At 69.0% G+C, this 20,711-nt stretch carries 15 protein-coding genes; 8 read left to right on the top strand and 7 right to left on the bottom strand.

What is annotated here, in order from left to right; genetic code table 11:
- Positions 1 to 6 precede the first annotated feature (6 nt).
- Genes G9V96_RS10970 through meaB form a run of 3 tightly spaced genes read left to right on the top strand, consistent with a single transcriptional unit; the run spans position 7 to position 5,101 of the window.
- Positions 7 to 1,905: a methylmalonyl-CoA mutase subunit beta gene (locus G9V96_RS10970; RefSeq protein ID WP_168583057.1), complete on the top strand. Its 1,899-nt coding sequence runs from the start codon at positions 7 to 9 to the stop codon at positions 1,903 to 1,905.
- Positions 1,902 to 4,088 (top strand): methylmalonyl-CoA mutase, encoded by a 2,187-nt coding sequence (scpA, locus tag G9V96_RS10965; protein ID WP_168583056.1) that lies wholly within the window; start codon positions 1,902 to 1,904, stop codon positions 4,086 to 4,088. The genes G9V96_RS10970 and scpA overlap by 4 nt, the downstream gene beginning before the upstream one ends.
- A complete protein-coding gene (meaB, locus tag G9V96_RS10960) occupies positions 4,085 to 5,101 on the top strand; it encodes a methylmalonyl Co-A mutase-associated GTPase MeaB (RefSeq protein ID WP_168583055.1) in 1,017 nt (338 codons plus the stop codon). Before scpA ends, meaB begins: the two co-directional genes overlap by 4 nt.
- Positions 5,102 to 5,195: 94 nt before the next feature.
- On the opposite strand, the gene G9V96_RS10955 is transcribed toward meaB, so the two are convergent.
- On the bottom strand, positions 5,196 to 6,452 hold the full coding sequence (locus G9V96_RS10955; RefSeq protein ID WP_168583054.1) for an alpha-amylase family protein: 1,257 nt from the start codon (positions 6,450 to 6,452) through the stop codon (positions 5,196 to 5,198).
- 141 nt (positions 6,453 to 6,593) lie between these two features.
- Here G9V96_RS10955 and G9V96_RS10950 point away from each other — a divergent pair, with 141 nt between their 5' ends.
- Positions 6,594 to 7,199, top strand: coding sequence for a TetR/AcrR family transcriptional regulator (locus G9V96_RS10950; RefSeq protein WP_168583053.1), 606 nt, complete (start codon positions 6,594 to 6,596; stop codon positions 7,197 to 7,199).
- Positions 7,200 to 7,634: 435 nt separating this feature from the next.
- Complete coding sequence (locus G9V96_RS10945) at positions 7,635 to 8,429, top strand: nucleoside phosphorylase (RefSeq protein WP_168583052.1); 795 nt, start codon at positions 7,635 to 7,637, stop codon at positions 8,427 to 8,429.
- Between the two features lie 86 nt (positions 8,430 to 8,515).
- Here the strand turns inward: G9V96_RS10945 and G9V96_RS10940 are convergent, their stop codons facing one another.
- Positions 8,516 to 8,932, bottom strand: a complete 417-nt coding sequence (locus G9V96_RS10940; RefSeq protein WP_168583051.1) for an ankyrin repeat domain-containing protein — start codon at positions 8,930 to 8,932, stop codon at positions 8,516 to 8,518.
- 147 nt (positions 8,933 to 9,079) lie between these two features.
- Here G9V96_RS10940 and G9V96_RS10935 point away from each other — a divergent pair, with 147 nt between their 5' ends.
- Both G9V96_RS10935 and G9V96_RS10930 read left to right on the top strand, forming a co-directional pair.
- On the top strand, positions 9,080 to 10,189 hold the full coding sequence (locus G9V96_RS10935) for a hypothetical protein (RefSeq protein WP_168583050.1): 1,110 nt from the start codon (positions 9,080 to 9,082) through the stop codon (positions 10,187 to 10,189).
- A gap of 51 nt (positions 10,190 to 10,240) precedes the next feature.
- A complete protein-coding gene (locus tag G9V96_RS10930) occupies positions 10,241 to 10,780 on the top strand; it encodes a DUF421 domain-containing protein (RefSeq protein WP_168583049.1) in 540 nt (179 codons plus the stop codon).
- Here G9V96_RS10930 and G9V96_RS10925 read toward each other — a convergent pair.
- From G9V96_RS10925 to G9V96_RS10905, 5 genes are all read right to left on the bottom strand, one after another.
- A complete protein-coding gene (locus G9V96_RS10925) occupies positions 10,765 to 11,769 on the bottom strand; it encodes an NAD-dependent epimerase/dehydratase family protein (RefSeq protein WP_210424392.1) in 1,005 nt (334 codons plus the stop codon). The genes G9V96_RS10930 and G9V96_RS10925 overlap by 16 nt on opposite strands.
- Positions 11,770 to 11,799: 30 nt before the next feature.
- The gene (locus tag G9V96_RS10920; protein WP_319643810.1) at positions 11,800 to 14,532 is read right to left on the bottom strand and encodes an alpha/beta fold hydrolase; all 2,733 of its coding nucleotides are present in this window, start codon (positions 14,530 to 14,532) and stop codon (positions 11,800 to 11,802) included.
- Positions 14,526 to 15,548, bottom strand: coding sequence for a 3-oxoacyl-ACP synthase III (locus G9V96_RS10915; protein ID WP_168583048.1), 1,023 nt, complete (start codon positions 15,546 to 15,548; stop codon positions 14,526 to 14,528). The genes G9V96_RS10920 and G9V96_RS10915 overlap by 7 nt, the downstream gene beginning before the upstream one ends.
- A gap of 189 nt (positions 15,549 to 15,737) precedes the next feature.
- The gene (locus G9V96_RS10910; RefSeq protein WP_210424391.1) at positions 15,738 to 18,164 is read right to left on the bottom strand and encodes a penicillin acylase family protein; all 2,427 of its coding nucleotides are present in this window, start codon (positions 18,162 to 18,164) and stop codon (positions 15,738 to 15,740) included.
- Positions 18,165 to 18,211: 47 nt separating this feature from the next.
- Complete coding sequence (locus G9V96_RS10905; protein WP_168583047.1) at positions 18,212 to 19,903, bottom strand: BCCT family transporter; 1,692 nt, start codon at positions 19,901 to 19,903, stop codon at positions 18,212 to 18,214.
- A 292-nt stretch (positions 19,904 to 20,195) separates the two neighbouring features.
- Here G9V96_RS10905 and G9V96_RS10900 point away from each other — a divergent pair, with 292 nt between their 5' ends.
- Entirely contained in the window at positions 20,196 to 20,618 is a 423-nt protein-coding gene (locus tag G9V96_RS10900) for a pyridoxamine 5'-phosphate oxidase family protein (protein WP_168583046.1), read from the top strand.
- The last annotated feature ends 93 nt before the right edge of the window (positions 20,619 to 20,711 follow it).

Raw genomic sequence — 20,711 nt, 5'->3', positions numbered from 1 at the left:
GCAACGATGACTGAAGAAACCCCGCTAGCAGCGGGATTTGAAACCCTCCCCAAAGACCGGTGGCCTGAGCTTGCCGCAGCGGCCCTGAACCGTAAGCGGCCGCCGGAGAAGCAATTCAACGGCGAGCAAGCTGTGGAGAGGTTGCTGACCAAGACGGTGGATGGTCTCACCATTCAGCCGCTGTACCGCGACGGCCACAAGCCGCTGGGGCGCCCGGGTCTCATGCCGTTCACCCGTGGCACGAAACTGCGCGACCCGCAGGCGCCGTGGGAAGTGCGCCAGATGCACGCCACCTCTGACGCGGAGGCGACTCGAAAGGCAGTCCTGCTCGACCTCGAACGCGGTGTGACCGGCGTCTGGTTGCACACCGGTCCCGGGGCTGTAGCCGTTGAAGATCTCCCCAAGGTCCTGGCCGATGTCTACCTCGACCTGGCTCCGATCACGCTGAGCAGCGTGGAGCACGACCGCCCGGCCGCCGATGCGCTGATGGCGCTGTGGGCCGAGCGCGACATCGACGACTCGGCTGCGGCTGGGGTCTTGGGTTATGACCCGTTGGGACGGGCCGCCCGGGAGGGGACCCCCGCAGCTGACGCAGACTTCTCAGACTTCATCGACGCCGGCAAGACGTGCCTGGCGCGCTACCCGAAGGTGCGGGCCGGGGTCGTAGATGCCCGGCCGTACCACGACGCCGGCGCCGGGGATGTCGAAGAGGTCGCGTGCGCGATCGCTACCGGCATCGCCTACCTGCGCGCCTTCGAAGAGGCCGGGGTTTCCCCCGCTGAGGCCGTCTCCCAGTGGGAGTTCCGGATCTCGGCGACGGCCGACCAGTTCCTCACCATCGCCAAGTTCCGTGCGATGCGGCGCCTGTGGGCACGGGTGACCGAGGCCTGCGACGTTCCCGAGGATCGCCGGGGTGCGGTCCAGCACGCCGTCACCTCCTGGCGGATGCTCACCCGCGACGACCCGTGGGTCAACATGCTGCGCGGCACGGTGGCCTGCTTCTCCTCCGCCGTGGGCGGCGCCGAGGCCATCACCGTCTCCCCCTACGACGCGGTGTGGGGAGAGCCGGATGTGCTCACCCGCCGGATCGCGCGCAACACCCAGATCCTCGTCGCTGAGGAGTCCAACGTCGGACGGGTCACCGACCCCGCCGGTGGATCCTGGTACGTCGAGCAACTCACCGACGACCTGGCGCGGCGAGCATGGGAGTTCGTGCAGGAGATCGAAAGCGCCGGTGGGATGGCAGCGGCGTTGGACGCCAACCTCATCGCCGACCGGATCACCGCCGTCGCTGCGGAGCGCGACAAGCGCCTGGCCCGACGGGCGCAGCCGATCACCGGCGTAAGCACCTTCCCCAACCCCTCCGAGCGCAGCCTGCGCGAGAGCGTCCCGCAGGCTGTTGCCAAGGGCCACGACGACCTCCCCGGCCTGTTCCCGCGCCGCGACTCGGAGATGTTCGAGGCGCTGCGTGACCGTTCTGCTGCCTACGCCGCCAAGAGCGGCCACGAGCCGGCGGCGTTGCTGGTCTGTCTGGGCGCCCGGCGCGAGTTCGGCCCGCGAGAGATGTTCACCGCCAACCTCCTCGGCGTGGCGGGCATCAGCACCCGCGCGATCGAGGTGGCCTCGGCGGAGGCCCTCAGTACGCAGCTGAGCTCGCCGAGCGAGCCGCTGCCGAACGTGGCCGTCCTGTGCTCCTCGGCCAAGGTCTATGCAGACCTTGCCCCCGACGCACTCGCTGCGCTGCGCGCGGCCGGAATCGAACGTGTTCTGATGGCCGGGCAGGAACGAGAGTTCCCGGTCAACCAGGACAGTCCCGGCGACCGACCCGACGGTGTCATCTTCGACGGCATCGACGTCGTCGCCACCTTGCACACCCTCCTCGACGAAATGGGAGTGGCTCGATGAGCACGATCCCCCGCTTTGATGCGATTGACCTGGGTGACGGTGAGCCGGACTCGGCCGCCAGCGCCCAATGGAGCCAAGCCATCGGTGAAGACCCAGAACCCTGGGAAACCCCGGAACGCATCGTCGTCCCGCGTCTCTACACCGAAGAAGACCTCGCCGAACTGGACTTCCTGGAGACCACGCCGGGCGCCCCGCCGTTCCTGCGCGGGCCCTACCCGACGATGTACGTCAACCAGCCGTGGACGGTGCGCCAGTACGCCGGATTCTCCACCGCTGAGGAGTCCAACGCCTTCTACCGGCGTAACCTCGCGGCCGGCCAGAAGGGCCTCTCGATCGCCTTCGACCTGGCGACCCACCGCGGGTACGACTCCGATCACCCCCGGGTCGAAGGCGACGTCGGTATGGCCGGCGTGGCGATCGACTCGATCTACGACATGCGCACCCTCTTCGACGGCATCCCGCTGGACCAGATGAGTGTGTCGATGACGATGAACGGCGCGGTGCTCCCGGTACTCGCTCTGTATGTCGTCGCCGCAGAGGAGCAGGGGGTCACCCCCCAGCAGTTGTCTGGAACCATCCAGAACGACATCCTCAAAGAGTTCATGGTGCGCAACACCTACATCTATCCCCCGCTGCCCTCGATGCGGGTGATCTCCGACATCTTCGCGTTCACCAGCGCGAACATGCCTCGGTTCAACTCGATCTCGATCTCCGGCTATCACATGCAGGAGGCCGGGGCGACCGCCGACATCGAGATGGCCTACACCCTGGCTGACGGCGTGGAGTACATCCGCGCCGGCCGGGCCGTGGGCCTTGATGTCGACGCGTTCGCGCCGCGGCTGTCCTTCTTCTGGGCGATCGGCATGAACTCCTTCATGGAGATCGCCAAGATGCGTGCGGCGCGACTGCTGTGGGCTCGCCTGGTCAAGCAGTTCGACCCCAAGAAGCAGAACAGCATGTCGTTGCGTACCCACAGCCAGACCTCCGGGTGGTCCCTGACCGCCCAGGACGTCTACAACAACGTGGTCCGCACCTGCTTGGAGGCGATGGCCGCCACCCAGGGGCACACGCAGTCGCTGCACACCAACGCCCTGGACGAGGCGATCGCCCTGCCCACGGACTTCAGCGCTCGCATCGCCCGTAACACCCAGCTGTTCCTGCAGCAGGAATCCGGGACCTGCCGCGTCGTCGACCCGTGGGGCGGCAGCGCCTACGTCGAGAAGCTCACCCACGACCTGGCTCGTAGCGCCTGGGCGCACATCGAAGAGGTCGAGCAGGCCGGCGGGATGGCCAAGGCCATCGAAGCCGGGATCCCCAAGCTGCGCATCGAAGAAGCCGCGGCCCGCACCCAGGCCCGCATCGACTCCGGTCGCCAGCCCGTCATCGGCGTCAACAAGTACCTGGTGCAGGGCGATGAGGGCATCGAGGTGCTCAAGGTCGACAACGCCGCCGTGCGTCGCAGCCAGATCGAGAAGCTGCGCCGACTGCGCGAGGAGCGCGACGACGCCAAGGTGCAGGCTGCCCTGGACAACATCACCCGGGTCGCGGCCGACCCCCAGCCCGGCGACAACCTGCTGGCGGCCAGCATCGACGCAGCCCGCGTGATGGCAACCGTCGGAGAGATCTCCGACGCGATGGAGAAGGTCTTCGGGCGTTTCACCGCGCAGATCCGCACGATCAGCGGGGTGTACCGAGAGGAGTCGGGCACGAACACCAACATGGACCGCGCATCTGGTCTCATCGCGCGCTTCGAAGAGCTCGAGGGTCGTCGCCCTCGTATCGTCGTGGCAAAGATGGGCCAGGACGGACACGACCGCGGTCAGAAGGTCATCGCCACCGCATTCGCCGACCTCGGCTTCGACGTCGACGTGGGCCCGCTGTTCCAGACCCCGGGTGAGGTTGCCCGGCAGGCGGTCGAGGCCGACGTGCACGTTGTCGGTGTCAGCTCGCTGGCCGCCGGTCACCTCACGCTGGTGCCTGCGCTGCGCACCGAACTCGACAAGCTGGGACGCCCCGACATCGTCATCGTCGTCGGCGGCGTCATCCCCAGCCAGGACTTCGACGCGCTGCGTGAGGCAGGTGCCGACGCGATCTACCCGCCCGGCACGGTCATCCCCGAAGCTGCCTGCGGTTTGGTCGAGCAACTCATCGAACGAATTGAGCGCGATGAGGGGGATGCATGAGGCGCGGCCTAGACGTCGATGCTCTTGAGAAGGGTGTGCGGGAAGGCTCCCGTTCCGTCCTGGCGCGGGCCATCACCGTGCTCGAATCCTCCCGTCTGGATCACCGCAAACAGGCCCACGAGTTGCTGGCCCGGTTGGAGCCGGACACCGGCGCCGCCCTTCGGGTCGGCATCTCCGGGGTCCCGGGCGCCGGCAAGTCGACCTTCATCGACGAGCTCGGCACCCGCCTCATCGAGAAGGGGCACCGGGTCGCGGTACTTGCGGTGGACCCGAGTTCGTCCCGGACCGGCGGAAGCATCCTGGGCGACCGCACCCGGATGGCGCGCCTGGCCGAAAGCCAGGATGCGTTCATCCGCCCCTCCCCCTCGGGATGCCACCTCGGTGGGGTCGCCCGCGCCACCCGCGAAGCGATGGTCGTCGTGGAGGCGGCCGGCTTCGACGTCGTGCTCGTTGAGACTGTCGGCGTCGGACAGTCCGAGGTCGCCGTCTCGGACATGGTCGACACCTTCCTGCTGCTGGCGCTGGCTCGTAGCGGCGACCAGTTGCAGGGCATCAAGCGCGGCATCCTGGAGCGCGCAGATGTCATCGGGGTCAACAAGGCCGACGGTGAGCACGCCCGGGAAGCTCGCATCGCAGCACGCGAGCTGAGCTCGGCGATGCGGCTGATGATGGGCTCGGATGAGAAGCGCCGCAAGCCCACGGTGTTCACCTGCAGCGCGGTCACCGGTGACGGCCTGGACGACATCTGGAACGCTGTGCTGGCCCACCGGCAGGACTTGGAGGACTCCGGCAAGCTGGCTCCGCGTCGGGCAGCCCAGCAGTTGGAGTGGATGTGGACGATGGTCGACACCCGCCTGCAGGACGCCGTTCGGCGTACCGAAGGTGTCCGCAAGGTCCGCGCCGAGCTGGAGAAGCGCGTTTCCGCCGGCGAGCTCAGCGCGCTGGATGCCTCCGAGGAGGTGCTGGCAATCTTCGGTCGGGAAGCCACCGAGATGCTGGCCATCGGCGCGTAACACCGCTTGAGACGAACAGAACCGCCCCGCATCTTCGGATGCGGGGCGGTTTTGTTTGTGCACCTGGACACACCGGGCGATGGCGCCTCAGCGCTCACCCGTCGTAACGGAAGAGCACCTGGCCGTCGGCGCCGGTGACCTGGGCGCTGGGGCGCAGCACGTCGAGTTCGACGGTGATCGATTCCGGGCCTTCGGGGTTGCGAGCGCGGTAGACGAAGCGTTCGTTGCTCAACTCGACCTGCTCGGTGCGGGCCCGCACCAGCCACGGGTGGCGGCGGCGCATCCCGATGAGGTCCTGGTAGACCCGGTGCATCCAGGATCCCAGAGGCGACAGTTCGCTCGGGGTGGCCGGAAACACCGGACGGACCTGGTCGTCGCCGCCCCAACCCACGGTCTTCTCTCCGGTGTAGGCCTGCTCGTCGCCGTAATACACCGACGGCACCCCGGCCACCGTGAACAGCACCGTCGCCGCCAACACCGCTTTGGGCCCGCCCACCTTGGTGGCGATCCGGTCCACGTCGTGGTTGCCGACGAACGTCTGCGGCAGCATCCCTTCAGCGAACTCGTCGTGGCGGGTCAGGGCGTGCGCCAACTCGTAGAAGTTCGCGTCCGCGAGCGCGCTCCAGGTCGCCTTCCACAGCTCGTACTGGGTGATCGAGTCCAACCCGCTGGTCGTGGCGATCTGGGCGTAGTCGCCGTGGATGACCTCGCCGAGGAACCAGGCTTCGGGGAACTCCTGACGCACACCGGGGATGACCCGGGTCCAGAAGGCCGGGTCGACGGCGTAGGCGGCGTCCAGACGCCAGCCGTCGACGCCGCGGGCCAGCCAGTGCCGCATGACATCGCCGACCAACCGCTCCACGGCTGGTGAGTCGTGATTGAGCGCAATGAGGTCGCCATGGCCCTCGAAGTCGCCGTACTCGGGCTGCTGGCCCGGCTGCCAAGCTTCGGGCCAGGTGAGGCGGAACCAGTCCGCCTCGGGGGCGCTCGGGCCTTCTTCGATGGTGCGGATGAACGCAGGGTGGGCACGCCCGACGTGGTTGAAGACGCCGTCCAGGACGATGCGCAAGCCGCGCTGTTTGGCGGCGCGAACCAGTGAATCGAAGTCGTCCTCATCGCCCAGGCGTGGATCGATGCGGAAGTAGTCCGTGGTGTCGTAGCCGTGCGTGGAGGAGTCGAAGATCGGGCCCAGGAGCAGCCCGGAGGTGCCGAGCTCGACGGCGTAGTCCAACCAGGCCTCCAGGTGCGCCAGGCTGTGCACCATCGGCGCCTGCGGGTCGCGGTCCCGGATGGGTGCCCCGACGAACCCCAGCGGGTAGACGTGCCACCAGATCGCGTGCTCGATCCACATATGTTTCTCCACTCGTCGTGTCGTTGCTTCAGTGTGGCGTGCGACGAGGACCAGCGTCCTCCACGTCGAGGAGAGTCACTATTGAGTCTCACTCACCAACGTTGCTGAGCCTAACTCACTAACGGGCTAGACTCCACCTCGATGACCTCGACCCCGCCCCGCACCCGTCTGAGCCCGAGCGCCCGACGCGAATCCATCCTGCGCGTCGCCCTGGCTGCCTTCGCGCGGGCCCCTTACGCGCAGGTCTCCGTCAGTGGCATCGCCGCGCAGGCCGGGGTCTCCGAGGCGCTCGTGCATCGTTATTTCGAGGGAAAGCCCGGGCTGTACGCCGAGGTCGTCGCGGCAGCCAGCGCCACGCTGCTGGCCCGACAACAGGCAGCCGAGGCGGCGCTCCCGCTTGGCGCACCGGCCCGAGAACGGGTGAAGGCGGCGCTGCATGCCTACCTGGATCACATCACCGATGACGAGGCGGGCTGGTCGGCCCCGTTCCGCGCCACCGGCAACGAACCGGAATCCGCCCTGGAACTGCGGCGGGGCATCCGCGCCGACTATGTGCAGCGACTGGCGAACCTGCTCGGACCTGATCCCGGGCCGCGACGCACGTATGCGCTGTGGGGGTATTTCGGGTTCATCGACGCCGCCTGCGCGGCCTGGGTGGAACGCGGCATGCCCGATGACGAACGGCATGCTCTGGTCGAGGCCGCCCTCGGCGCCCTGGAAGGCGCGCTGGGCGACTGGGGCCGCTGAGGCCCGCCCAACACACCTGGATCGTGCCGTGAGGCTCTCGACGAGCGCGTCGAGTGCGTCGAGACTCAGCTAGGCGAGGTCGTCAGGGCAGCTCAGCACCCCAAGCGCGACGAGGTGGGCGCCGCTGGCCGACAGCCCGCAACGGCACTGCCCGAGCACTCGCATCACGGTGAACTTCGACCTCTTGCGGGCGACCCTCAGCGCACGGCACCGGCTGATCGCAAACCACAGCAGCTCGGCTTGCACCGACGCGCCCAGGCCGGGTAGCGCGCGGGCGCGGGCGATGAGCCTCGCGCGCGGCCTGAGCCCGGCGCGGTGCAGATAGCACCCGCGGCCAGATCTGCTTGACCGCCACCGATCACGACCTACCTATCGGGCACACCCACGGGCTCACCGTGTCACCTGGGCCGCCGCGGGCCGCGCAACAATGGCGACGTGGCCACTGACATTCCCCTCACCGAATTCGACCCAGACCCTCGCGACGCGATATCCGGCAGCATCCGGTCCCGGACGGGGGTGAGGCTGCCGGATGCCGCGGTGCTCACCCTGCTCGGCACCGTCTCCTCCGATTGGGCGCAGCAGCACGGCTTCCAGGCCGTGCACGAGGTCGAGATGATCACCCGGGTCTTCCCCGTCTGGGTAGGTGAACACGCCGGCAGAAGCGTGGCGTTGACCGAGATCCCGCTCGGCGGACCGGGGGCGGTGATCGTCCTGGAGCACCTGCTGGCATTGGGGGCGCGCACCCTGGTCGCGGTCGGTTCCTGCGGTGGTCTGGTGCACTTCGACGAAGGGCAGTTCGTCCTGCCGACGAAGGCACTGCGCGACGATGGCACCTCTCACCACTACCTGCCACCCGGGCGCTGGGTAGAGCTGGACCCGCAGGTCCGCGCCGCCTGCGCGGCCGCGGTACAGGCCGCTGAGCTGCGCTATCTCGAAGCGCCGACCTGGACCACGGACGCCTTCTACCGCGAGACCCGCGCCAAGGTCAACGCCCGCCGCGAGGAAGGCTGCCAGGTCGTCGACATGGAGTGCGCCTCGTTGGCGGCCTGCGCGAGCTTCCGCGGCGCGCGGTTCGGCCAGATCCTCTACACCGCCGACACCCTGGCCGAGGAGGACCACGACCCGCGGCTATGGGGTCGCCAGTTCCGCCAAACAGCGCTGGAGTTGGCCCTGGACGCAGCCGCCCGCCTGGAACCGCTGCCCGAAGAGCCGGGAGTGCGCAGCGAATAACCGAGGCCGTCGCCCGCAGGTACGGCACACCCCTCAGCGGGCAGCTGCACCTGCGGCCATCGACGTGTCGAACGCCCCAGACCCGGTCACGGCACGGCGTCGCCCGGTTCGGCAGCCGCCTCGGACAGCAGGGCCTTCATCTCGGGCAGGTTGAAGTAGTCGGCGACGGCGTGCCCGCTCTGGGCGCCCAGGCCCGGGTCAGCGCCTGCGGCCAGCAGCATCCGGACGATCTGTTCGTCCTGCCGGAAGACGGCTGCACCGACTGCGCTCTGGCCGCGGTCGTTGACCCGCGAGGTGTCGGCTCCGCGCGCCAGCAAGGCCCGCACCACCTCCGCGTTGCGGTAGTAGGCACCGAGGATGAGCAGGGTGTCGCCGACCTCGTTGGTGAGGTTGACCGGCAGCCCGGAATCCACGAAGTCCGCGAGCTCCTCCGCCTGACCCTCCCGCGCCATATCGAACGCGGAAGCGATAACGGCCAACTCCTCAGGGGTCAGATCACTCATCGGATAAGCCTAGGCCGCCCGGCCCGAGCGGACGCATCGCCTCACCCGCTCCCGATGTCGAAAGGCAGGACGTCGCCCCTGCACCGCCCGGCGCCGTTGCCGACCCTGACGGCGGGCACGGTGCGACGATAAGCCCGTGATGACGGCGTGAAAGCGGACGTGCTCGATGCGCTGTACGCGGTGGCCCCCGAAGAGTTCGTCGCCACCCGCACCGCCCTGGCCAAAGCCGCCCGTGCCGCGGGCGATCGTGACTCGGCCCAGGCGATCAGCGCCCTGCGCAAGCCCACCGTCGCCGCTTGGGCCCTGAACGCCCTCGTGCTCGAACGCCCCGTGGACATCGAGGCGTTCGTCGAGTTCGCGGCCCGACTGCGTCAAGCCCAATCCACCCTGGACGCCCGCGCGATGCGAGACCTGCGCGAGGAACGTGAAGCGGTCCTGGGCGCGGTCCTGACCGGCGTGGAGTTCGTCGCCGAACGCCACGAACGACCGCTGACCCCCGCCGTGGTGGACGAGGTACGGATGACCCTGGTGGCGGCCCTGGCCGATGAGGCGGCCCAACAAGCAGTGTTCTCCGGGCACCTGGTGCGCCCTTTGACCTACGCCGGCTTCGGCGAGGTCGACCTCGATGACGCCGTCGCCGCCGAGGTGCTGACGGCCTCCGCGCAGCGAGCAGCCGACGCCGCGCGCGCCGAGAGAACTCGCGCGAGCCAGACGCCCGAGGCGGGCCGGACACCCGAAGGGGGCGAGAGTGGCGGCGTAAGCGAGATTCCCGACCGGGGCGACAAGCCCGAGGCAGCGCCCCGACCGGCTCCGGCCGACCCACCCGCTGAAGCGCTTTCGGCCGAGCGACCCCAAACCCCCGCCATCGCTTCGGCATCGTCCTCGGCGCCCGAGGCTGTGCCCCAACCAGCCCGGCGCACCCGGAAGCACGCCGAGCAGCGCGACGCCGCCAAACGCGCCCGCGCCAACCTGCTGCGGGCGCAGCAGAACGCCCGCGAACGCGAACGCCTTGAACGGGCTGTGCAGGAAGTCGAGCACGCGCTGGCGCAGGCTTCGCTGCAGCACGCCGAATGCACCCGCCTCGCGCAGCGGGCCACGGCTCGGGCCGACGAACTGCAGGCGCTTCTGACCCAGGCGCGCCGCGAAGCCCAGGACGCGCAGGCCGCCGCTGAGGCGGCCGAAACCGAGCGAGCCCAGAGCGCCCGCAAGCTGCAGAGGCTGCGAACCCAACTCGAGGCCGTGGACTCCCCCAGCTAGCGCAAGCTTCGCCCCCGGGCGCGCTGAACCACCAGCAGGCAGGATGGGGCCATGTGGTTCGACTCGACTTTCGACCTGGTGCGCATCCTCGCGGTGGGCGGCAGTGCCTATCTGGCGCTGGTCATCCTCACCCGCATCTTCGGCAAACGCACCCTCGCCAAACTCAACGCGTTCGACCTGGTTGTCACCGTCGCCCTGGGTTCGGTGCTGGCCAGCGTGCTACTCAGTTCGGATGTCGCCTTCCTGGAAGGCCTGCTGGCGATGCTGCTGCTGATGAGCGTGCAGTGGCTGGTCGCTCAGTCGCTGGTGCGCCTGCCCTGGACCCGCTCGATCATCGTCTCCGAGCCCACCGCGCTCGTCTGGGACGGCCAACTCCTCACCGCGCGGATGCGCGAGCAGCGGATCGCCGAAGCCGAGGTGCAGCAAGCCATCCGACGCACCGGCACCGGCGGGATCGAGGACGTGGCAGCGGTCGTGCTGGAAAGCGATGGGCAGCTCTCCGTGATCAGCCGCTCCCAGCTCGGTTCCGGTTCCACGTTGGAGAACATGACCGGAATCCCCACCCACAACTCAGGTCACGACGTCGCGTAGTGCCGCGCCACCCGCGCGAAACCTTCATCGAGGCTGACCCGCGGCGTCCAGTCCAACGCCGCACGAGTGCGGCGTTGATCGAACCAGTGCGCGGTGGAGAGTTGCTCGACCAGGAACCGGGTCAGCGGCGGATCCGCCTCGTTCAGGGTGCCCAGACGTTCGCGCACCGCCGTGATGCCGTCCACGAGGGTGCCTGCGCCCAAAGCCAACGAGGTGGGCACGTGCCGGGTCGGCGCCGGCGCACCGCCGGCCTGCACCCAGGCCGTAATGAGTTCCCCGATCGGGCGCGGCTCCCCGTTGGTGATGACGAACGCCTGCCCGCGGACCTGTTCGCACCGGTCCAGGGCGGCCACGAACGCCTCTACCGCGTTATCGATATACGTCGTATCCACCAGCGGTGCACCGCTACCGATGATCGGTAGCCGTCCCGCTTGGGCGCGGCGGATGAAACGGGCCACGAGTTGGGTGTCTTCGGGCCCCCACACCAGATGCGGGCGGATCGCCACCACCGCCGGGCCGGCGCCGTCGCGTTGGGCACGGGCATCAGCAGCCAGCGCGATCCGCTCGGCGATGGCCTTGCTGCGGGCGTAGTTTCCGCGGGCGCGTTCCGGGTCGGCGGGAGCGGCACCTTCCCCGACCAGCGAGGCCCCGGCGTGTGCCACCGAGGGGCTGGAGGTGTGCACCAGGCGGGTCACCCCTTCCAGGCGGCATGCCTGGACCACAGCTCGGGTACCGACGACGTTGGCGCGCACGAACTGCGGCCAGGCGCCGGTGACCCCGACCTTGGCGGCCAGATGCACCACGGCGTCCTGCCCGCGGACCGCGCGACGCACCACGGCCTCGTCGCTGACGTCGCCCAGCACCTCACGCAGCCCCGAACCGCTCGGGCGGCGCTGCAGCACGGTGACTTCGTCGCCGCGTCGGGCCAGGGCGTGGGCGATCCCGGCGCCGAGCATCCCGGATGCTCCGGTGACGAGTACCTTCACCATCCACCTCCACCGATCACGCGCATCTCGACCTCACCAGCTGGGGGGTTTACGACCGGCAAGAACGTCCTGGGCCCAACGGGCCAGCAAGCTCCGGTCGATCTTGCTCTGGTGACGGATGTCGACCGGCATCCGGGCAGCCACGAGGACAGCCGCCACCGCCTGCCCCATCTCCCCCGCCAACCGGCGCACTTCTTCGGCCACCGAGGGTGGCGCCAGGACCGGCGGCCGGGACCCGGCCTGTTCCAAAGTGAGAACGACGACCACCTGCTGGGCGCCGATCGGGCCGACCCCCACGACGGCGGCCGAGGCCACCTCCGGCAGGCGTTCGCAGCGCTGCTCGAGCGCGACCGGCGTCACCGGGCCCTCTGCGGTGTGCACGACGTGCACCCGCCGACCTTCGACCCACAACCGACCCTGCTCGTCGAGGTGGCCGACGTCGCCGGTGCGATGCCAACCGGGCGGGTGCGCGGCGCTGGCCTGCTCGGTGGCCCACAACCGGTCGTAGCGGTCCTTGACGTGGGTGGCGCGCACACAGATCTCACCGGTGACCCCCGGCCTGCTGGTGAGTTCACCGTCGGCTTCGTCCGGGTTCTTCGGCAACGGGGCGATCATCACCTGCACGCCCGGCAGCGGGTGTCCGACGGCGACCCCGCCGGCGGTCCCGCCCATCTGGCCAGTGAGTCCGCGAGCTTCCAACTCGTCGATCTCTTCAAGGGTGATGTCGGCGACGGGCAGACACTCGGTCATCCCGTACGGGGTGTGCATGCTCGCGTTCGGGAAGACGGCCCGCAGCTCGCGCAGCAGATCCGAGGGCACCGGCGCGCCCGCCGAGGTCAACAACCGCACCCCGTTCAGCGCCTCCTGGTCCGCAGCGCTCAGGTCAGTGCTGGTGCGCAAGACGTTGCGCAGCGCCGCCGGTGAGGCGAACACCGTGCTGGCCTGCAGGGTGCGCACCGCCTCAGCGAGCGCGGCGGCGCTCAAAGAACCCGGCGCCGTGACGTCCATGTCGGGCACGACCGCCCCGACCCCTAACGCCGGTCCGTACAGGGCGAACGGCGCGAAGGCGGCCACGAGCCGCCGATCCCGGGGGGCGTCCACCAGGCCGAAGACCTGCCCGACATGCCCGATCTGGGCCCGGAGCTGCTCCAGGCGGTACACCACGCCCTTGCTCGGGCCGGTCGCCCCGGAGGTGAACAGCACCGCCGCGTCGGGGTTGTCCGATAGCGGCGGTTGCGGGACGAGGTCCGGTTCGCAGGCGGCCAGCGCCCGCCCGCGACTGCGGATCTGCTCTAGGTCGGTGCTGACCCCGGCGGCGCGACGCACCCCGGCGGGCACCTGGCCCACAACGATGCGCTGTCCCGGGACGCGCATGGCCATCACGGCGGCGAGGCCCTTAGGGATGGTCACCACATGGGCCGGACCTGCACCTCGCAGGGCACGTCCCATCGAGGCCAGCCCCAGGCCGGCGTCGGCGACGACGATGACCGCGCCCAGGCGCCAACAGGCGTACACCACGACGGTGAGGTCGATACCGGGCGGCACCAGCAACGCGACCCGATCGCCGGCGGCCACTCCCGCCTCGCGCAGCCCGTGGGCGACGGCGAGCACGTCCTGTTCGAACTGCGCGAAGGTGACGCGGCGCCCCGAACGGACCTCCGCAACGCAGATGTCCTGCGGTGTCTGCTCGGCGCGGCGGCGCAGCAGCAGCCACGGCTCCTGCGCGGTGCCGATCGCCCCATCCGATTGCGGTAACCGTTGCGGGTCACCTGCCGGGTCGGTATCGCGGCGGCCCTCGATCCGCGCCCCGACCCAGGTCCAGATGTCGGTGGCGCTGCGCGGGGCGTCTTCGAGCACCAGGTGGGAGGCGCCTTCGTAGCGGTGCACGTCGGCCTGCGGCATGCGGGCGATGAGGTCGCGCAAATGCGCCTCGGAGAAGACCGGATCTTTGGCGCCGCGCAACAGCAGCGCGGGCACTCCGGCAGCGCCCAGCCGTGAGGCCGCCTCGGCGACCTCGGCGAACCCGGCTCGAGTGGGGTGGGAGGGCGCGGCGGGGATGTCGGCGACGAACTGGCCCACGAACTCCCGCTGTGCCGCACTGCGGTAAGGGGCGGCGTAGGCCTGGCGGATCTGGGCGCTGGGGCGCGGACTGCTGATCGCGGTGGCTCCGGCGACGAACAGCGGCGTGTCCACGCACACCCGCCGCAGCAGGCGCTGAGAGTGGGCGAAGGTGAGCGGGGCGGGCAGGCCGGAATCGAAGTCGTGATGCACGGCCGTGTTGGCCAACACGATCCCGGAGAGGACGTCGCGGTGGCGACCGGCCCAGCCGGTCGCGACCAGGCCGCCCCAGTCGTGACCGGCGACGATGACCGGGGCACGATTGCCCGGCTCGCGGTGCTCGCCGGTGATTCCGAGCGCGTCGGTCAGCCCACTGAGGTCGCCGATGCGTTGGAGCAACCGGCGCGGGTGCGCCAGGTCACCGCCGGGGTGTTCGGAGTAGCCCATGCCGAGCTGGTCGACAGCGATCACCCGCCACCCTGCCGGGGCGGCTGCCAGCAGGCCCCGCCACAGGTAGCTCCAGGTGGGGTTGCCGTGCACGGCGAGCAAGGTGCCCGCTTCACCGGTGCCGGTCATCAGCACGTGCCAGCGCCGAGTGATGCCTTCGGCGTCGGGGGCCGCAACGAACTGGGACCAGGCCGGGTCCATACCGGGCAGGCGCCCAAGCTGCGGCGCCTCGGCAGCTACGGAGTTTTGGGAGTTCACCACGCGAGCTCGGTGAAGGAAGTGTTCAGCCCCGACCCGATCCCCATCAGCAGCACCCGTTGCCCCCGCTCGATGTTCGGTACCTGCTTGGCCAGGGTGAACGGCAGCGCGGCCGGGCCGATGTTGCCGTACCGCTCGATGGTGGTGGGGAACTTGGCCCGGTCCAGCCCGAGGGTCTGGCACAGCCCGTCGATGTGCACCAGGGAGGTCTGGTGGGCGACGTACCAGTCCATGTCCTGCCAGTCGAAGTCCGCCAGGGCGTCCTTCCACGCCTCCGTCGCCAACGCCAGGCCTTCGACGAAGAGCTTCCGGGAGTTTGTACGCATGCCCGACATCGACCCGACGCACAGCTCGTGGTGGGCGGTGCCGGCACGGCTGAGCCCGCCGATGATCCGGTGGCCTTCCTCGTGCCGGTCGGCTCGGGCCAGGACCAGCCCGACGGCGCCGGAGCCCAGCGTCATCGTGGCGAAGGCTTCTTTGACCTCTTCACGGCGGGCGTCATCACGCAGCAGCCGCTCGATGGTGTCTTCCTGCATGCTGCGCGCGCCCTCGGAGGCGACGATGAGCGCGTACTCGATCTGGCCGGCATCGATCATGGTGCCGGCCACCTGCAGGGCGTTGACCACACCGAGGCAGGCGTTGGTGATGTCGAAGTTGAGGCATCGGGTCGGCAGGCCGAGGTGGTGGTGGACTCGGGAGGCGATCGAGGGTTCCAGATGCGGCCGGGTGACGGAGGCGTTGATGAGCAGCCCCACCTCGTCGGGGTCGACCCCGGCTTCCTGCAACGCGAGGCGTCCGACCTCGATGGCGCCGTCGGTGTAGTCCTCACCCTTGGGCCACCAGCGTCGTTCGGCCACCCCGGCCAAGCCCTCGATGCGACCTCCCTTGAGGCCGAACCGCTCGTAGGCGGGCGCCAGCCGGGCGTCGAGATCTTCGGAGGTGATGACCTCTGGGGCGTCTACCGAGCAGGCCGCGAGCAGGGTGGTGTTCGCAAGTCGGTAGGTGGCGTTATCACTCATCGGGGTCCTTCCGCCGGGGCAAGCACGGCGGAAGCCGGGCTGCGGTCACGCGCCTGGTGATCCTACCCACACCCTCTGCCTGCTTCAGCCCGGGCCGGAACGGATCGTTCCTGGCCCGGGGGCGCGCCCCCGCAGTCTCGCCCAGGCGGGGGCAGCCGGAGGCGACCTGCTGTCGGTGGGCAGCCATGCTCACCCTGGGGGCGAAAGTCGCAGGGTGCGAACGGATCCCCAATCGGCAGGGTCGGTGCTCATCGGCAGGTATCGACCCTGCTGATGCAGCTGCAATTGGTCGGTGTGGTGCGGATGGAAGGGGCTGCCTCCTTGGCCGGAGACGCCCACATAGCGGCTGGCGTTCATATCTGACAGGTCGATGATCTGCCGGTAACCGGGTCCGGTGCGGGACTGCAGTTGCGCGTCGTAGGGGCGGGCCACGTTCACGGTGTTCGTCCCGCCAGCGGCCGGCCAGCTGGAGCCGAAGATCCGCCCCAACACCGGGATGTCGGCGAAGGCTGTGTGCCGGTTGCTCAACTGATGCACCCGACCCCAGGCCCAACGCTCCTGATCGCTGCCGTGCTGCTCGCGCAGCGACTGGATGGCCTGGGCCAGGGTGTGGGTGAGCAGCTCGGGGCAATCGCGGATCCCGGCTACTTCATCGGCGCAGACCGGAGCCGATCGCTGCAGGTTGGCCGCGACGACACTCGGGCGTAGGTCGACATCAGGGCCGAACTCGTCCTGGGCCATCGCCCGCAGTTGCACCAGCCAGGCCTCGTAGAGGCTGGCGGCGACACTGTCCAGGTCTTGCACACCGTCCCAGTCGCGCAGCTGTTCCAGGGCAGCTGCCGACTGCGCGTCGGCCGGTGCGGTGGCCAGCAGCGGCGCGCGGAGCTGCTCCCACGCCAGGCTGCGGGTGTCGAGCTGGATGGCGCTCATGTCATCGACGGTGAGTTCGCTGCGTCCACGCAACAGCTGCAGGATGCGGGTGGCCCGGTGCGGTTCGGCCCACATGCGGGGGTTGGCCACGGTGTGCCGGTAGGAGTCCGGCGGCACTTGATTATTGGCGGTGACAACCATGCCGTCACCGGGGTCGAGCACCTGCGGCAGCTCCTCGAACGGTATGTAGCCGCTCCACTCGTGGTTGCCGTCCCCGGGCACCGGCAGGGTCCCCGGCCAGTGCCGGATCGGGATCCGCCCCGGCGCGAGATAGCCGATCTTGCCTGTCACGTCGGCGTAGACGAAGTTCTGGCTCGGTGCCACGTAGTGGCGCATCGCCTCCCGGAACTCTTCCCACGAGGTTGCTGTGTTGATGCCGATGAAGGCGTCCAGGGTGGTGTCGCCGGGATCGAGCGCGGTCCAGCGCAGCGCCACGCGTTCGCCGAGGTCCTTCGCGCCGATGCCGCTGATGATCGGTCCGTGTCGAGACTCGGCGACGGTGAGGTGCACGTCCGGTTTTCCCTTGACGCCGATGGTTTCCACCCGTGTGCGCAGCGGCGCGTCGGCGGGTTCGACGTAGAGGTCTTGCACGTCCGGGCCGGTATTGGTCACGCCCCAAGCGATGGTGTCGTTGCGCCCGATGACGACCGCAGACAACCCCGGGATGGTGGCGCCGATGCTGTGCACCCCCGGCCCGTGCAGCTCCGCCAGGTACCACAGCATCGGGTTCGGCAACCCCAGGTGCGGATCATCGGCCAGCAGCGGCTTCCCGGAGGCGGTGTGGGCGCCGGAGAGCACCCAGTTGTTGCTGCCTTTGCCCGGTTCGGGCACCATCCCCAGCTCGGCGCCGGCCTCGGTGAAGCGCGCCAACCCCGCCGATTCAGCGACCGCAGCCACCGCAGCGCCCGAATAGCCCGGGTCTCGGACGGCGGCGCTGCGACCAGGGCTCACCTTCGCCGGTGCGGGCTGGGGTTTGGTCTTGGCCCCGCGCGGCAAGCCCGCTTGAGCGATCTCTGCTGCCGACAGCACCGTCGGGCCGTCCTTGGGGTAGGGCAGGCTCACCTGGTCCAGACCCGAGGGCCCGAACCGCTGTACCGCTTTCGCGCCGAGGATCTCATCGACGTAGTTGCCGCCCAGGTCGTAGGCCATCAGCTTGCTCCAGGCGATGGAGTCGACCTCGGTCCACGGCTGCGGGGTGTAACCGAGGATGCGGAACTCCGGCGCGGGCCGCCCCAGTGACATTCCGGCGTTCACACCGGCGGTGTAGGCGGCCACCACGGCCCGACTCTGCTGGGAAAGCGCCGGTAACGCTGACTCGGCGGCGCGCTGGAATCCCATCGTGCGCAGGAACTCATCACGCGTAAGGGCCGCCTCCCCGAGGATTTCGGAGAGACGGCCCTGAGTGATGCGTCGTTGCACGTCCATCTGCCAGGCGCGGTCCTGCCAGTGCACGACCCCGAGCGCGAAGTACACGTCGGCGTCATGCTCGGCGCGGATGTGGGGAACACCCCAGGCGTCCCGCGTCACCGTCACGTCCCCGGACAGCCCGGTCAGTTGCAGTTGACCGGTGTCCTGTCCGGGGGTGACGACGCGCAGCCAGGAGACTGCGCCGAAGGCCAGCACCAGAACCACGCACAGCGCGACTCCCAGTGCCTTGAGCAGTCTGCGGGCAATTCTCGTGGCCACGGGGGCCCCCTCCCGGATACGACGGTTCCGGGAGCATCACACCACGCTCAGACGCGCGCGGGCGGCTGCACAGCCGTGCTTCCGCTTTCGTCCTCGTCGTCGATGACCTGCTGCAGCTCGCGGTGCTCGATGAGGCGGCGGCGGCGTTCGGTGGCGACGTACTCACCGTGCAGCGCGCGTGCGGTCGAAATGCACATGGCGATCATGACCAACGAGAACGGTGCTGCCACCAGGATCGCCAGGATCTGCAAGGCGCGTAGTCCGCTTTCCAGTTCGCCCGTTGTATACCCGGCGTAGAGAACCACCGCGGCGACGGCGCCCTCCAGGACGCCCCAGAACATCCGGCTCCACACCGGAGGGTTGGGGCTGCCGCCGTTGGCGAGCATGTCGACCACGAACGAGCCCGAGTCCGAGCTGGTCACGAAGAAGACGACGATGAGGATGAGGAACAACCCGGCGATCAGGGCGGAGGCCGGCAGGTTGTCGATGACGTGGAACAGCGAGGAGTTGGTGTCCACGCCGCCTTCGGCGTCGATGAGGTCCTTCTCGCCGAAGACCTGCCGGTACAGGCCGAGCCCGCCGAGGATGGAGAACCACAGGAAGGTCAACATCGTCGGGACGAGCAGCACACCGGCGACGAACTGACGCACCGTACGGCCCCGCGAGATGCGGGCGATGAAGATACCGACGAAGGGAGACCAGCTGATCCACCAGCCCCAGTAGTAGGTGGTCCAGCCACCGAGCCAAGTCTCACCGGCCCCACCCTGGTAGGGCATGGTGCGGAAGCTCAGACCGACGAAGTTCTGGATATAGGCGCCGATGTTCTGGACGAACTCACGCAGGATGAACACCGGTGAGGGCGCCAACAGCAGCAGCGCGAGCATGAGCACTCCGGCGAGCACGAGGTTGCCGGTGGACAGCCATTTGATGCCCTTGTCCAGGCCGCTGACGACCGAGGTCACCGCCAATACGGTGATGATGACGATGAGGCCGAGCAGCAGCCAGATGCTGGGCTCGATGATGCCCAGGTAGGACAGACCCGCTGCGAGCTGGGTGACGCCGAAGCCCAACGAGGTGGCGACGCCGAACAATGTGCCGACGATCGCGACGACGTCGATTGCGTCACCGATCCAGCCTTCGGCGTGCTTACCGAGCAGCGGCTCCAGAGCCCACCGGATGGAGACCGGGCGGCCCTTGCGGTGTACGGCGTAGGCCACCGAGAGCCCGACGACGACATAGATCGCCCAGGCGTGCAGACCCCAGTGCAGGAAGGTCGTGGTCATCGCACTCTGCGCCATCTCGGCGGGCGAACCCTGCGGTGCCCCCGGCGGCGGCGCGGCGAAGTGGTTGAGCGGCTCGGCAACGCCCCAGAACACCAGACCGATACCCATACCGGCAGCGAAGAGCATGGAGAACCACGAGAACAGCCCGTACTCGGGCTCCTCGTCATCGGTTCGGCCCAGCCGTACATCGCCTAGCCGCGAAAAGCCCAGGACGATGCAGAAGACCACGAAGCCGGTGACAAGAAGGACGTAGTACCAGCCGAGGCCGTTGACGACGGTGGTGTTGGCCTTGTCCAGGACGCTGGCCAGCCATGTCGGAGCCAGCGCGGCCAGGGCGACGAAAGCGATGATGAGGGCAGCGGCGGGGATGAAGACCCGCGGGTAAAGCCGACCGGGCCCGTCGGGACTGACCTCGTCCTGCACCTCGGATGACGATGGCGGTGGAGATGAACTCATACAGTCCTCACGTAGTAACGGTCATTTCGCCCGGTCGGCGCATAGGACATGCACGCGTCATTGCGTAATCAGCCGCGCAACAGCAATCCAACTCAGACTTCGCATCGCGCGCGCCGGGGGACCAGCAGTGGCCCACAACCGGGGAACACGCCCCCTCGGGGGCGCACCGCACCCATCGATCTCGGGGTGCGTATGACCACAGCCTAACGACTCGCCTTTCGCGGCCGTACTCGCCGTAGGCTTGAAGCCCTCGGCCGCGACGGTGCGGCCACCGATGCATCGAGGACGCGCCATGGCCAAAGAGATCGTCTCTTTCACCCCCGACGAGTGCTGGGACCTGCTGGGGAGCAAGGAGTTCGGGCGGCTGGCCTACCAGCTCGACGGCCAGGTGAACATCGCGCCGATCAACTATGCGGTCGAAGATCGTCGTCTCGTATTCCGGACAGGTGAGGGCAACAAACTGCTCGGGGTGCTGCAGAACCCCGACGTCGTCTTCGAGGTGGACGACATCGGCCCGGAGTGGGCAGCAAGCATCATTGTGCGCGGCAAGGCGAGCGAACTCGCCCACGAAGAAGCGCTCTGGGCCGACCAGATGCGGTTGCGGCCGTGGATCCGTTCGGAGAAGCAGCATGTCGTGGTGATCTCCCCCACCGAGGTCTCCGGCATGAAGTTCCGGTTGCACCAACCGTGGAAGAGCATGTTCCCCCAGCCGTGAGCTGATTGCCCGGCGCCCGCGGGCACCCGGAAGGCGCCGCACCACCTGCGCCTGTGGATTGTGCTGACCTCGGTGGGCCCGGCCGGGCCATGC

The sequence above is a fragment of the Gephyromycinifex aptenodytis genome, from assembly GCF_012277275.1.
GTDB classification, from domain to species: domain Bacteria; phylum Actinomycetota; class Actinomycetes; order Actinomycetales; family Dermatophilaceae; genus Gephyromycinifex; species Gephyromycinifex aptenodytis.
Note: the sequence above shows the minus strand (reverse complement) of the source record. Positions and strands in the feature narration are given on the sequence as shown.